Genomic DNA, 14337 nt, shown 5'->3' with positions numbered 1-14337 from the left:
ACATGAGAGCTATTTCCGATAATTTAAAGCAAGTTGAAACAAGTAAAATAGAATTCGATAAAGATAATCCAAGGCGTGAAAGTGAGGCACAAATAAAAAGTCAACCTTCTTTTAGGAATCTTGTTTCATCTGTAAGAGATGACGGTATTATCGTTCCTCTGATCGTGAAAGCCAAGGATAAAGGGTTTGTACTTATTGATGGTGAAAGAAGATTAAGAGCAGCAATCGAAGTAAACCTCTCCAAAATACCAGTTTTAGTCGCAAAAGACCATATTGACGGAAAAATATTGGCGTATAAAACCCACAAATTACATGAAAAATGGAGTACTGTGGCTGAAACTACCTCTATTAAGCATATCGTCGATGAATTGAAAAAGCAAGATCCGGATGTAACTGATACTGTGTTGAAAAAAAAGATCATTGAAATTACACACGAGAATAACACAAAGGCAGGCGATATGCTAGAAATAATCAAATTCGAAGATAAATATATAGAAAGAGCTATGACTAATGATCTAAGTCATAGTTATTTAGTACAAATAGGCAAAAGCTTTATCAATAAGATAAAGAAAGAACATCCTAATATTTTAAAACTTTACACAGAAGATCAGTTAAGATCAATCATGGCCGAGAAAGCACTTAAAGGTTTGCTAGGGAACACTCGATTTTTAATGGACAACTTTAAGGAACTATTCAATGATGTTTCTAATAAAACCGAAGTGGAAAAAATTATTATAAAATTTTTAAATAATAAGGCTCGAGATATTCGATCGGCCCACGAAGAATATCTCAATTATTTGACCAAACTGGAGAAAGCGGGAAGAAATATAAATCCAAAAAAAGAATCTAAAAAAAGTGGGGTAACAAAGGACTCAAAAAACATTTCGAAAAATAGGTCTGCTAAAAGTGAGACAAATAATCAAAAAAGACTTGGGTTAACAAAAAAACAGCAAACACTTCTGTCAGACGTAAGGACAAAATATGAAGTTATCGCTAAAACATTTTCAAGCGATGAAGAAGAGTATCTTTTAGAAGCATTACACTGCCTAGAAGAGCATTGCTTCAAAGGCGCGACATTAATGATCTGGGCGGCAGGTATAAGCAGAATTCTTGCCTACATAGAAAAAGATATAAACGACTTCAACGATAAATCGAAAGAGATGGTTGCGCAAAAAACATCTTATTACAAACACTTTTCTTCGCAATTTAGGACAGAATTCAAAATTATAGATGAGATACGTCAGAATTCGAGAGATATGCAATTGCTATGCTACATCTGCTATAAAGGGTTTATTACAGAGCCTAGTTTCAAAAAATTAAAAGGTCACTATGACAAAAGAAATGACTGTGCGCATCCTACATCAATCACATTAGGAGTTAATGAAACAGTTGCTATTTTCGAAGATGTTTTCGAGTTGATACTAGATAATAAGAAATTAGCAACTATCATAGACAAGTGTAAATAAAGTATAATTATAACTTCAAATCAAAATGCTAATGATGAATTCAAAATTTTTTAAAGTCAACAGTGAAGGAAAACTTACAATCTCTATCGAAGAGATTTTAAAAAACTCTGATATTGAATCTACTGGAGAAGTAGAAACAGCACTATTAATAATAAATAATTATTGGGAGAACAAAACTATGGATGGCACAATTGCGGGTATAGTTTTAAATAACAATTTAATACATGAAGTCCCGGCAAACGCTAATCCATACAACAATACAATAGACTTGCAACCTCTATTAAGTCAACACTCTAACATCCTAACTATCAATTTTTATACGATCGATGTAGGTCCATGGAAAAATACTGGAACAACAACATTAATTATAAATGGACATAACGTTGAAACGTTAATTTACACAAGTGGAGGTGACAATGAAAGAATGCATCAAATTACGCGGGTTATCAATAATTAGCTTGTATAAAATATTAACTGAAAAACTCCCCTACTTTCGTAGAGGAGCCTTAACTATATAAACTAAAAATTATTTACGCTGTAGCTTGTGCGCCGGCGGCTGCGATAAGGTTCAGTGCAGAGCCTGCTACGAACCAGCCAATCTGGCCTTCGTTGTAGCTGTGGTTGCACAGGATCACGTCGCGGGAACCATCGCTGTGGATCACCTCAAGGCTAAGCTGCCTGTTTGGTGCAAACTCCTTCAGGTCGATAAAGTTGAAGGTGTCGTTCTCCTGTATCTTGTCGTAGTCGGCCTCATTGGCAAAGGTAAGCGCAAGCATACCCTGTTTCTTAAGGTTCGTCTCGTGGATACGGGCAAACGATTTTACCAGTACGGCCTTCACACCAAGGAAACGCGGCTCCATAGCGGCATGCTCACGCGATGAGCCTTCGCCGTAGTTATGGTCGCCCACTACAATGCTCGGTACGCCTGCGGCCTTGTAAGCACGCGCAGTGGCAGGAACGGCATCATACTCGCCCGTAAGCTGGTTCTTTACGTTATTGGTCTTCTGGTTAAAGGCGTTTACCGCGCCGATAAGCATGTTGTTCGAAATATTGTCCAGGTGCCCACGGAAACGCAGCCACGGACCTGCCATAGAAATGTGGTCGGTAGTACATTTTCCGAATGCCTTGATAAGCAGCTTGGCACCCATGATGTTGTTGCCGTCCCATGGTGTGAACGGAGCAAGAAGCTGCAGCCTTTCAGATGTAGGGCTAACAACCACCTGCACTTTAGAGCCATCGGCAGCCGGGGCCTGGTAGCCTGGGTCTTCGGCGTCAAAGCCTTTCGGCGGAAGTTCGTTGCCTGTAGGCTCGTCGAACATTACCTCTTCGCCATCCTCGTTGATCAGCTTGTCGGTGATCGGGTTAAAGCCCAGGTCGCCTGCAATGGCAAGCGCCGTTACCAGCTCCGGGGAGCCAACGAACGCAAGGGTGTTAGGGTTACCGTCGGCACGCTTGGAGAAGTTACGGTTAAAGGAGTGCACAATGGTGTTGCGCTCTTCCTTCTCGGCGCCTTCCCTGTCCCACATCCCGATGCACGGGCCGCAGGCATTGGCAAACACGGTACCGCCCATCTTATCGAACGTGTCGATAAAGCCGTCGCGCTCTATAGTATAACGCACCACTTCCGAACCCGGTGTGATGGTGAATTCTGCTTTGGTTTTCAGTTTTTTGTCAGACACCTGTTTTGCAACGGATGCCGAACGGGAAATGTCCTCATACGATGAGTTGGTACACGACCCGATAAGGCCTACCTGTATCTGCAAAGGCCAGTCGTTCTTTATGGCTTCTTCCCTCATTTTAGAGATCGGAGTAGCCAAATCCGGCGTGAATGGCCCGTTAAGGTGCGGCTCCAGCTCAGAAAGGTTGATCTCGATCACCTGGTCGAAGTAGTCGTGCGGGTTAGCATATACTTCAGGGTCGGCTGTAAGGTGCTGCGCTACAGCGTTTGCAGCATCGGCTACATCGGCACGGTTGGTGGCACGCAGGTAACGGTCCATTGACTCATCATACCCAAAAGTAGAGGTCGTTGCACCCACCTCGGCGCCCATGTTACAGATGGTACCTTTACCGGTACATGACATGGCTTTTGCGCCTTCGCCAAAATATTCTATTACAGCGCCGGTACCGCCTTTTACGGTAAGGATGCCGGCTACTTTAAGGATTACGTCTTTAGGGGCAGTCCATCCTGATAGCTTTCCTGTCAGGTGTACGCCGATTAGTTTCGGGAATTTAAGTTCCCACGCCATGCCGCTCATTACGTCAACGGCGTCGGCGCCGCCAACACCAATGGCAAGCATACCAAGGCCACCCGCGTTTACGGTGTGGGAATCGGTACCGATCATCATACCGCCCGGGAACGCGTAGTTCTCAAGCACTACCTGGTGGATGATACCCGCACCCGGTTTCCAGAACCCAATGCCATATTTATTAGAGATAGAAGACAGGAAGTCGAATACCTCGTTGCTTTGCTCTTTGGCACGCTTAAGGTCGGTTTTCGCATCTACTTTAGCCTGTATAAGGTGGTCGCAGTGCACGGTGGTTGGTACAGCTACTTTTGCCTTACCCGCGTGCATGAACTGAAGCAGTGCCATCTGCGCGGTAGCATCCTGGCAGGCTACCCTGTCCGGTGCGAAATCCACATAGTCTTTGCCTCTTTCAAAAGCTTTGGAAGGGGTGCCTTCCCAAAGGTGGGAGTATAAAATCTTTTCGGATAGCGTAAGCGGGCGGCCAACAAGCTCTCGTGCTTTGTCAACGCGCTCAGCCATGGTGGCATACGCCTTTTTGATCATTTCAATATCAAAAGCCATAGTAAGTGTATTTGTTCGTTTGTAAAAAGTCTGTAAATTTAAGCATTCCCCCGGCAATTAAAAAATTTTTATTGTTTCTTTAATTTCAGGGGATAATTATTTATAAACATTCTACTTTACTGAGAAAACAATAACAAATTTAAGAAACAGTACTAAATTTTTAGGAATTCGTAAAAATTTAAATTTATATTGTCAAATTGTAAATAATCACCTTAAAAAATGAAAAAAGCCACATTCAATATTTTCTATTGAATGTGGCTTTACCTCTGTTTTTTGTAAATTAATACGTTACAGTAAGCACGCTTTCTTCGTCGTAGTTAACTTTAACAGTTGCAAATTTGTACACCATCGTGCCGGCCATTATCAACCCTGTACCGAATACGCCCCAGCCTACTAACTGCAGTTGCAGGGCCTGTTCTGTAAAAGTCTCAAAACCGCCAACCTCAGAGTTCACCGCTAATATCATAAAAGCCGAAGTAAAACCCAATAACACGCCATATATGAGGCCAAGTATCCTGTTCTTATAAAAAAACTGAAGGAATAAAAGCCATACCAACAACAGCGCAATGTAATTGAGAGTACCACTGGCAAAATAATTTTCTGCCACCCAGAAGATCCCTAAACCCATAAAATAGATCTCAGGGATAAATTTTAGTAATTTCTTCATAAATGTTTTTAGTTGCGCGATAAATATATAACTAAAAACAAACTATTTTATTATGTACTACATAATTTTCTCGATAGATTATTAACAAGTCAATAATTAATAGTTAATAAACATGCAGAATATCAACATATTAGACATTGGAGATGAATATTTCACAAAAGTCAGGTAATTCGTTATTTTTTTAGGCGCGCCCGGGCCATTTCTTCACCCAAAGCCGGGCCGGGCTTTCGCCTTTATCTGCTCCGTTGCTCTGCGCAGGATATCGGCTCTATCCCTCGCGCGAGCTTCACTCACAACCCAAATCCAAGTAAACACATTTGAGTGGTGTTCCCCGTTCGGGGGTTAGGGGGCCAAAAAAAGCTGTCCTAAAACAGCTTCTTGATTATCATTTCTTCGGTAATGCCTTCTGCATCGGCCTTGTAGTTCTTTATAATACGGTGGCGCAATATACCTGTGGCTACCGCCTGCACATCTTCAATGTCCGGCGAGTATTTGCCGTTCAGTGCGGCATGGGTCTTGGCAGCAAGGATAAGGTTCTGCGATGCCCTTGGCCCCGCACCCCAGTCGAGGTAATTGTTCACATAATCATTCGCCAGCGGGTTGCCCGGCCTGGTCCTGCCTACCAAAGTTACGGCATATTCAATAACGTTATCAGCAACAGGTATCCTGCGTATAAGGTGCTGGAAATCCAATATCTCCTGCGCTGTGAAGAGTGGGCTTATTTTTACATTGCCGTCATTAGTTGTGCTTTTCACTACCTGTACTTCTTCCGCAAAAGTCGGGTAGTCCAGCTTTATGGCAAACATAAAACGGTCGAGCTGCGCTTCCGGAAGCGGGTAGGTTCCCTCCTGCTCTATCGGGTTTTGGGTGGCAAGTACAAAATACGGTAAAGACAATTTGTGGTGGTGCCCGGCAATGGTAACCGCTTTTTCCTGCATCGCCTCAAGCAGCGCAGCCTGTGTCTTAGGCGGCGTACGATTGATCTCGTCTGCCAGGATGATGTTCGAGAATATCGGCCCGCGTATGAATTTGAACTGCCTGTTCTCATCCAGTATCTCGCTACCCAGTATATCACTCGGCATAAGGTCGGGCGTAAATTGGATACGCTTAAAATCAAGCCCCAAAGCCTGGGATATGGTATTTACCATAAGTGTTTTGGCTAGCCCGGGCACTCCTACAAGCAGTGCATGGCCGCCTGCAAAGATGCTCAGAACGATCTGGCTTACTACCTCATCCTGCCCAACAATAATTTTTGCGATCTCCTGTTTTAACTCTTTTTGCCTGGTGACTAAATTCTGTATAGCTGCTACGTCTGACATGATATTTTATTAGGATAAATTTAAAAGAGTTGTCTCAAGCAATTTGTCATTTCGACGAAGGAGAAATCTCTATTCATATATAATGTGAGATTTCTCTCTGCGCAGGCTGCATTCGAAATGACAGAACGATTCCCGACAACACTTCAAACTTATAAATATTTTTACTGTTTACCTAAACTTTAAAGGCATTGACCTGTTATTTTTTTACCCAGTGGTTCACAAAAGGGAAATCCTGGTATTCCGGGCTTATCTTTATATAGGTACTTTTAATTTTCTGCTCACTCCATTTGCCTATCGCTTTTTTCTGCTTCTCTTTTAGCGCAAGGTCTTTGATCTTTGTATAATCCTTGGCATAGTCGGCGATGTGCTGGTCGTAGCGGTTGGTAACCGTAAACAGTTTGTAGCTCTTTTCACCTCTCTGGCTTTCTGACAGGATAGGCCTTGATACCTCCCCGTCTTTCAGGTCTACCACGTCGCTGTAAATTTCAGGCGGAAGCTTGGTAAGCTCAAAACGGGTTTCCAGTGTCCTTGGGTTCATCAGCAATCCGCCGCTGTTGCGCGTTTCCTTATCTTCCGACTCCGAGCGTGCCGCATCGGCAAATAATATTTCGCCGCTTACAATTCGCTGCCTGATCTTCTCTATTTTTTCTTTCGCTTTCTGTATCGCTTCAGGCGTTACTTTCGGAGAGATCAGGATGTGGCGTACGTCCAGGTCCTGGCCGCGTATCTTTTCCACATAAATGATGTGGAAGCCGTATTCGGTCTCAAAAGGCTCCGATATCTGCCCCTCATCGGTACTGAATGCCGCATCCTTAAATTCTTTTACCAACGGCGATTTCCGGTTCATTTTTATAAAGCCCCCGCTTGATCGCGAACCGGGGTCTTCCGAATAGAGCACCGCCTTACTATAAAAACTGGAGCCGTCCATCACCTCCTTCTTTATCTGCCGGAGCCGGTCGATCACCACCTGTTTCTCGGCCTGCGTGACCTCGGGTTTTATAACGATCTGGGCCACTTCCATCTCGGCGCCAAATTCCGGCAGGTCTTCTTTTTTAAACTGCGCGAAATACTGCCTCACTTCTTCAGGCGTTATTTCTACGTCTTCCATGATTTTCTTTTGCATCTGCTCGGTCAGTTTCTGGTTTTTGATCATCTCAAAAAGCTCTGCCCTGAATGTCTCGATATTCTTCTTTTTAAAGTACTTTACCATTTTGTCTTCTGAGCCAATCTGCTCTACAAAATAGTCGATCTGCCTGTTCATGGTTTCATTCACATCGGCATCGGTAACAATGATACTGTCCTGTATGGCATGGTGGGCATACAATTTGTCTTCCATCAGCTTACCCAGCAGTTCTCCGCGCGGGATGTCTTTTACCGGCATACCCTGTGCCTGCATCTCTCGGTACATAAGGTCGATATCCGACTCCAGCACCACAAAGTCACCCACAACAGCTATCACACCGTCCACTTTAACCCTGCCCTGCGGAAGTGCAGGCTTTACGGTATCCTTTGCAGTTTCCTTTATTATCTCCTGCGCAGAGGTGGCAAACATACCCAAAAAGGCAAAAATGGCCAGTAAAGCAAACCTGCTATTTATAAATCTCATACTTCTTATCTTTGATCGCATCATCCGTTATTTCTTTTTCAAACTTCTTTATTAACTCCAGTTTCCTGTTATTTATTATCAGCTGCTCCAGGGTTGGCCTTATATATTCAAAAGGCGACACCTGGTTCCTGTCTATCACCCGCGCTACCTTTACAAGGTAAACATCCGTAGAATCAGGGTACTGGTAGCTTATTCCACTGCTTATGTATTTATCACGGTTATCGGGCGTAATGAACGGCAGTTTTGTATATACCTCGTTCATGTCTACCCACGTGGTATCGTTAAAGGCATAGCTCTTGAATTGTATCGCCATGTCATTTAACGCCTTCAGGTCTTTTTTATTGCCACTGCCAAACCTGCTTCGTATGGTGGCGAACTTAGGATGGTCCTTATCGAGGCGTATGTACTTCAGCCTCACCAGCATCCCGGCTGTCCTGAAATTTTCCTTATTGGCATTGTAATATTTAATAAGCTCCTCTTTAGATACCACCGTATCAACCGTGGTCTTTACCACTTCCTCAATATAAGCCTTTGTGTAAAGATCTATCTTGTACTGCCTTACGAGCTCATCATATTCCGCCTGCTTTTCTTTTCCAAGGTTTACCTGCGCAGCGCTGTACAGCAGCTTTTGTGAGGCCCAACGGTCAATATAGCTTTTCACGATGGCAATGCTGTCTTCTTTGGAAGTCCCAGCAGGCACTATACCTTTAAGGTCCTCTTTATAAAGGTACGCATCATTTACCCGCGCCACCGCCTGTGGCTTCTGCTCTTCCCGGAATGAATTACAGGAAAAAGCAGCGAGGGCAAACAAAAGCAGCAGGCCTTCCTTCACCATTTACTTTTGGTTAAGTTCTTTCTTTACTTTGTCAAATGTGTCCTGGTTCACCTTAATAGTGAATTCCTTTTTCAGCTCGCTTACCCAGTTGCTTTCAAGGTGCTGCTGGTAATCATTTATTACACGGCCTTTCGCTTCTTCAAGCGTTTTAGGCCCGGCAGGAAGCAGCTTATTGGTTTTTACCACATAATAGTAGTTGCCTTCCTTAATAATATCCGACAGGCCTGTTTTCCACACTGCCTGTTTTGGCAATGCATCGCTGTCCTGCTCGAAAGTGCCCGATTTCTCGATAATGTTCACTTTTTTGTCCACGTTAAGCTTTTCTTTTATGAAAGCAGCATCTTTCCCTTTTGCCAGATAATCCTTAGCCTGCTTTACCATCTTTTCATCGGTCGACGAGAACACATCGGCATCTACCCTTGCTTTCCACTGGTAGTTGGCTTTGTTCATATCATAGAATTTCTGCAATCCTATAGTGTCATTTTTAGCTTTCTCCCAAATTTCTTTTTCCATCAGGTCGAAAAGCAGCAGCCCGTCGCGGTATTCTTCCATAACCACAGAGAATTCAGGGAACTCTTTCTCCAGGTTGTCGTTATAATACGTATTAAGCTGCTCATCTTTAAACTGGTCGAACAACACCGATGCAAGCCTAGAAAGCGGCTTAGCAGTCTGGTTTGCCCTCTGCTGGTTATTTACAAAATCAAGGAAGGTTTTTGCATCCACTTTTTTGTCATTGTTAATAACAAGAACCGTTTTGGCCTTATAATCCTCGATGTTGGCCGGAAGGTGCCATCCGCCTGAATAAATACTATCGGTAAGCGCCTTTACAGCAAACTCATATCCTGCATTGTCTTTCTTAACGGTATATTTTTTCTTAAGTTTTTCGGTAAGTGAAGCGGTAATCAGCTTAGAGCGGTCGTCCCTTCGTATCCTGTTCTCAAAATCAGGCTGCACTTCCTCAAGTGTTTTAACCTGGTGCTTTTCGATCAGTTTCACGATGTGCCAGCCAAATTGCGACTGGAACGGTTCTGATATATCGCCGGGTTTTTGCAGTGCAAAAGCGTGGTCTTCAAACTCTGTTGAGCTAAGCTCGCCTGAGCTGAACCTGTTGAGCTGTCCTCCATTCGATGCGTTGGATTTATCCTGTGAGAATTGTTTTGCCAGTGCTGCAAAATCTTCGCCCTGCTTCAGTTTCTGGTAAATTTCGTTGATGGTCGATTTCGCTTTGGCAGCTTCTTCGGCATTTTCTTTTTTCGGCTTCATGATCATAATGTGCGCCACAGTAATATCGCCCCTGTTGTTCCTTACATCATTCACTTTTATAATGTGGTAGCCGTAACGCGTCCTTACCGGCATCGATATCTGGCCTTTCGGTGTCTTGTAAGCGCCGGTCTCAAATGGGTACACCATCCTGAAAACGCTGAAGTAACCAAGGTCGCCATTGTTTTCTTTTGCCGAAGGGTCTTCCGAATACTGTGCGGCAAGCTTACCAAAATCTTCTCCTGCCAATGCTTTTTTACGAACGTCGATCGCCTTGTTGTAGGCTTTAAGCGTATCGGCAGGCAGTGCATTCTCATCCACAAGGAACAATATGTGCGAGGCGCTTATCTCTTTTTGCGAACGTTGGTAGGCCTCGTCGATAAGGGCTTTTGTAACTTTGGTATCGGTAAGGTAATTTTTAGAAAGCTGTGTGCGGTAGGTTTTCAGCTCGCCCTGGTATTTTTTGCCTTCTTGCAGCCCAAGCTTGTTAGCTTTGTTCACTTTTAGCTTGTAGCCTATAAAAAGGTCGAGGTAATTGTCAAGGTCTTTTTGCGAATCATCTTTTACAAGGTCGAGGTTTTTGTTGTAAACCCTGATGAATTCGTCAGTATAGTACGGTTTGTTGTCCACTGTAAAAAGGACTTCTTTCTTAGTTTCCGGCGAAGTTCCTTTTGAAGATTTGCATCCTGTAATAGCTATGGCCGTGAATAAAAGGCCTGCAAGAACATGTTTTAATTTCATTATAACTATAATTTGTAATGTAACCGTTAGTTAACGCATTGTCAGCGTAAAAAGTATACAGCACTTTTTTGCGACCAACAAAAGTAACAATTCGCAAACATTATACAAGGATATATTTTCAATAATGAGGGTATATGTCATTTAAATTGTCTAAATTTAAGGAAGGCAAACCAAAGGTGGCTACAGCCTCCTCATTTAAACCAATTGCTTATGAAAAATATAGTTACATTACTGGCTGCAGTAAGCCTGCTCATTGCCGGCCCCGGCCACGAAGACGACGATTAAAAACACTAATCGCAGATCAAAAGATAAACACCTGACAGGTATGTAAACTGCCAGGTGTTTGTGTTTATAAGAGCTATTTATTGAAAGCATCTTCTTTCCCATTTCGACCAACGGGAGAAATATCTTTATTAATGACTGGATTGAGATTTCTCTCTCCGCAAGCTCCGTTCGAAATGGAAAAACGTTTTGTTTCTGATTCACTATGTTCCATTTCGACCAACAGGAGAAATCTCTCTGTTTCTAATGAACACACCTGACAGGTCCGAAAAAAACTTATTAGGTGCTACTGAAAAATTCGTGTAAATCCCCTATCGGCGTTACAATCACTTCTTCACAATAATAAAATCGCTCCTCCTGTTCAGCTGGTGCTCCTCTTCGGTACATTCCACGTCATTGCTACACTTGTTGCGCAGGCGGGTTTCGCCATATCCGTGCACGCTCTCGATGCGTTTCGGGTCGATGCCTTTGGCAATAATGTAACTGAAAGTCGATTTGGCCCTGTCATCCGAAAGGCGCATGTTGTAATCGTCCTTCCCGCGGGAATCGGTATGCGATTCTATTTTGATAACGATATCCGGGAAGTGCTGCATCACATACACTACTTTGTCCAGTTCGGCAGCGCCCTGTGGAGTCACATAGTATTGGTCGAAATCAAAATAAATAGGATTGATGTCGATCTTCTCTACATTATCCTCGATCTTCACCAGTTCTTCGTACTTGCTCAAAACAAAATCGACATTTTTCAGTTCACCTGATATATTGCCCGTTTCGATGTCCTTTACATCATCCGAATAACCTTCTTTAAAAGCTCTAGCTGTTATCTTTAAGTTGCACGGTACATTGAACATATATGTCCCATCTGTGTCAGTTATCGCGGAAGCAGCAGAGAGATTTAACTGTGTCAATATCATCACTCCAGCTATAGGCTGCCCATCTTTTTTATTTGTAACACGGCCAGATACGGTATAAGTACATGGCACAGGCTTCTGTTTCTTAAAGAAATAAATATCATCGTCGCCTTCTCCGCCTTTCCTGTTGGAAGACAGATACCCGTACGTATCCTTATCGCTGATGATAAAAGCAAAGTCATCACCATTGCTGTTTATGGGCCTGCCCAAATTCTGCGGAAGCGGGAATGTCATATTATCCCCGACAGGCGCTACAAACACGTCCAGCCCGCCCAGGCCATAATGCCCATCGGAAGAAAAGTAAAGCATATCGCCCTTTATGAATGGAAACATCTCCCGCCCTATCGTATTGATTTCCGGCCCGGCGTTTACGGGCTTTCCAAATGTGCCGTCGCTGTATATTTCTACGTAATAAATATCCGTTTCGCCCAGCCCGCCCGGCATATCCGACACGAATAACATATACTTGCCATCGTGTGTCAAAGCTGGATGTCCCACCGAATAATCTTCACTGCAAAACGGCAGTTTTTCTTGCTTTAGCAACTTATCACCCGATATCTGCCCTTTTATGATCTGGATATTGTTTGTTCCCTTTTCATCGTCAACGAGCTTGTTGCCTTTCTTTACATTGTTCACACTAAAATAAACGGTCTTAAGGTCGGGTGTAAAAGTAGCTGCCGCATTGTGGTAAGTAGTCTGGCCTTTCGGCAAAAATTTCTTGTCTTTCGAAAAAGCCCCGGTCACCGTGTCCCTGTTTGTCTCATACATCACAAGAAACGGTTGGTCGTTCCACGAATACGTCTTTTTGCCAACGGTGTCTCGGCTCGACGCATATACTATTTTATCGCCATAGAATGCCGTTCCAAAATCCGCTTTCGCAGAATTTACCGCAAGGTTGTTTACAGCATAAACAGGCGCCATTTTATTAAGACTGTCAAGGTGTGTTTTTTGGTAATTAAAATTTTCCAGCATTGCAGCATCGCCTTTCATCTCCAGCCGTTTCAGCATCAGCTCATCGGCTTTTGCATATTTCTCTTCCGACCGCAATGCCATTATATAACGATGGAAATGCTTGTCATCCATCTTGTCGCCCTGCAGCTCATACAACTTGTCGTACCAACGGAGCGCACTCCCCATATTGTTGATGTAATAATAGGAGTCGGCAGCTTTGGCAACCACTTCGGGTTTTGGTTTTTTGGTATCCGACAAATAGTCCTCATACAGCTTTGCGGCTTCCATGTATTCGAAGGCAGCATAGTGCCTGTCGGCCTTCAGTAGCTTTTGCGCAAAGGCGGTGGTCATGCAAAAAAGGAAAGCCAATAAAAATAATGTTCTTTTCATAATCTGCATTTTAGAAGAATCGCGGCGATTTGATGCGGCTTCCGTTGGGCACCAATTGGAACCTGAGGATAATCTCGTGCGAACCGTTGTTGTATTTGTTAAGCTGGGTCACCGAGTAGTCATAGGAATATCCCGCGAAGATGCCTTTCGTGATCTGGAAACCCGCCAAGCCGCTCACGGAGTCGTCCCAACGGTAGGAAACACCCAGCGTAACAATATCCTGCAACAGGAAGTTGGCCGACGCATCCACGATGAGCGGTGAACCAGAAACAATTTTAGCCAGTACCGCAGGCTTGAACTTCACATCTTCGGTCAGGTCGAACACATAGCCGCCCATTACGTAATAATGCAGCCGGTCCTGCACCGTAGCCTCCTGCACATCGTTATAATAATCCGACCGCAAAAAATTCGGCACCGAAATACCGGCATACCATTTTTCGTCGTAAACATAAATTCCCGACCCGATGGTAGGGTTTATCCGGTTATTGATGTTTGTATTAAGGAGCGGGTCGCCGTCCTGGTAAGCCCGCCCTTTGGACCAATCGATGTTCAGCATCCTGGCACCGGCACGCAACCCGAACGCCAGCTTGGTATCAAGCCCAAGGGGAATGGTATAAGAGAAATTCCCGTTGACGTACGTCTCGTTCGAAGGCCCGAGCCTGTCATTCACCACGCTAAGGCCCAATCCTACGTGCTCGTCAAACATAGGCGAATGAATGCTGAAAGCCTGCGTTTGCGGCGCGCCATCGATGCCGACCCACTGCGTGCGGTGCTGCAGCGTAGCTTCAAGGTTGCCTGTAGAACCGGTATACGCCGGGTTCACCGTGAGCGTGTTGTACATGTACTGCGTGTACTGCGGGTCCTGCTGGGCGTGCAGCTGCAATGCATACACTATAAGGAGTGCGGGCAGCCATCGTGCCAGCTTCGTTATCAGGTGATTGGAGTTTGTTTGTTGGTACACTTTTTCTTAGCAATTTAAGTATAGCTGTAAAAATAGTGTTTTAGTGGATATGTGGGAAAGGATTGGTTATAAAATATATAATGAGTTAATTGAGAACGAGGATAATGCGGGTTTAGGCGGATTGGCGCGAGCTTTTAAACA

At 44.0% G+C, this 14337-nt stretch carries 10 protein-coding genes; 2 read left to right on the top strand and 8 right to left on the bottom strand.

The annotated features are described in order from the left end of the window. Positions 1-2 precede the first annotated feature (2 nt). On the top strand, positions 3-1466 hold the full coding sequence (locus HYN59_RS09120) for a ParB/RepB/Spo0J family partition protein (protein ID WP_108777972.1): 1464 nt from the start codon (positions 3-5) through the stop codon (positions 1464-1466). Between the two features lie 31 nt (positions 1467-1497). Further along, a complete protein-coding gene (locus HYN59_RS09115; RefSeq protein WP_146185901.1) occupies positions 1498-1923 on the top strand; it encodes a hypothetical protein in 426 nt (141 codons plus the stop codon). Between the two features lie 73 nt (positions 1924-1996). On the opposite strand, the gene HYN59_RS09110 is transcribed toward HYN59_RS09115, so the two are convergent. The 8 genes from HYN59_RS09110 to HYN59_RS09075 all read right to left on the bottom strand — a co-directional run bounded on the left by HYN59_RS09110 (position 1997) and on the right by HYN59_RS09075 (position 14196). Beyond that, the gene (locus HYN59_RS09110) at positions 1997-4273 is read right to left on the bottom strand and encodes an aconitate hydratase (RefSeq protein WP_108777970.1); all 2277 of its coding nucleotides are present in this window, start codon (positions 4271-4273) and stop codon (positions 1997-1999) included. Between the two features lie 280 nt (positions 4274-4553). Then, positions 4554-4940 (bottom strand): hypothetical protein, encoded by a 387-nt coding sequence (locus tag HYN59_RS09105; RefSeq protein ID WP_108777969.1) that lies wholly within the window; start codon positions 4938-4940, stop codon positions 4554-4556. 365 nt (positions 4941-5305) lie between these two features. Further along, on the bottom strand, positions 5306-6259 hold the full coding sequence (locus HYN59_RS09100) for an AAA family ATPase (protein ID WP_108777968.1): 954 nt from the start codon (positions 6257-6259) through the stop codon (positions 5306-5308). A 196-nt stretch (positions 6260-6455) separates the two neighbouring features. Continuing rightward, positions 6456-7865, bottom strand: coding sequence for a peptidylprolyl isomerase (locus HYN59_RS09095; protein WP_108777967.1), 1410 nt, complete (start codon positions 7863-7865; stop codon positions 6456-6458). Next, entirely contained in the window at positions 7849-8700 is an 852-nt protein-coding gene (locus tag HYN59_RS09090) for a hypothetical protein (protein WP_108777966.1), read from the bottom strand. The genes HYN59_RS09095 and HYN59_RS09090 overlap by 17 nt, the downstream gene beginning before the upstream one ends. Then, the gene (locus HYN59_RS09085; RefSeq protein WP_108777965.1) at positions 8701-10701 is read right to left on the bottom strand and encodes a peptidylprolyl isomerase; all 2001 of its coding nucleotides are present in this window, start codon (positions 10699-10701) and stop codon (positions 8701-8703) included. A 608-nt stretch (positions 10702-11309) separates the two neighbouring features. After that, the gene (locus HYN59_RS09080; protein ID WP_108779691.1) at positions 11310-13235 is read right to left on the bottom strand and encodes an OmpA family protein; all 1926 of its coding nucleotides are present in this window, start codon (positions 13233-13235) and stop codon (positions 11310-11312) included. Between the two features lie 10 nt (positions 13236-13245). Then, entirely contained in the window at positions 13246-14196 is a 951-nt protein-coding gene (locus HYN59_RS09075) for a PorP/SprF family type IX secretion system membrane protein (RefSeq protein ID WP_425433045.1), read from the bottom strand. Between the last annotated feature and the right edge of the window lie 141 nt (positions 14197-14337).

It is taken from the genome of Flavobacterium album, from assembly GCF_003096035.1.
Classification (GTDB): domain Bacteria; phylum Bacteroidota; class Bacteroidia; order Flavobacteriales; family Flavobacteriaceae; genus Flavobacterium; species Flavobacterium album.
The sequence above is the reverse complement of the archived record's forward strand: the minus strand, read 5'-3'. Positions and strand labels throughout refer to the sequence as shown.

Coding starts and splice junctions, on each gene's coding strand:
- HYN59_RS09110 (WP_108777970.1), bottom strand. CDS start 4,273: ATGGCTTTTGATATTGAAATGATCAAAAAGGCGTATGCCACCATGGCT.
- HYN59_RS09100 (WP_108777968.1), bottom strand. CDS start 6,259: ATGTCAGACGTAGCAGCTATACAGAATTTAGTCACCAGGCAAAAAGAG.
- HYN59_RS09120 (WP_108777972.1), top strand. CDS start 3: ATGAGAGCTATTTCCGATAATTTAAAGCAAGTTGAAACAAGTAAAATA.
- HYN59_RS09095 (WP_108777967.1), bottom strand. CDS start 7,865: ATGAGATTTATAAATAGCAGGTTTGCTTTACTGGCCATTTTTGCCTTT.
- HYN59_RS09080 (WP_108779691.1), bottom strand. CDS start 13,235: ATGAAAAGAACATTATTTTTATTGGCTTTCCTTTTTTGCATGACCACC.
- HYN59_RS09090 (WP_108777966.1), bottom strand. CDS start 8,700: ATGGTGAAGGAAGGCCTGCTGCTTTTGTTTGCCCTCGCTGCTTTTTCC.
- HYN59_RS09105 (WP_108777969.1), bottom strand. CDS start 4,940: ATGAAGAAATTACTAAAATTTATCCCTGAGATCTATTTTATGGGTTTA.
- HYN59_RS09085 (WP_108777965.1), bottom strand. CDS start 10,701: ATGAAATTAAAACATGTTCTTGCAGGCCTTTTATTCACGGCCATAGCT.
- HYN59_RS09115 (WP_146185901.1), top strand. CDS start 1,498: ATGATGAATTCAAAATTTTTTAAAGTCAACAGTGAAGGAAAACTTACA.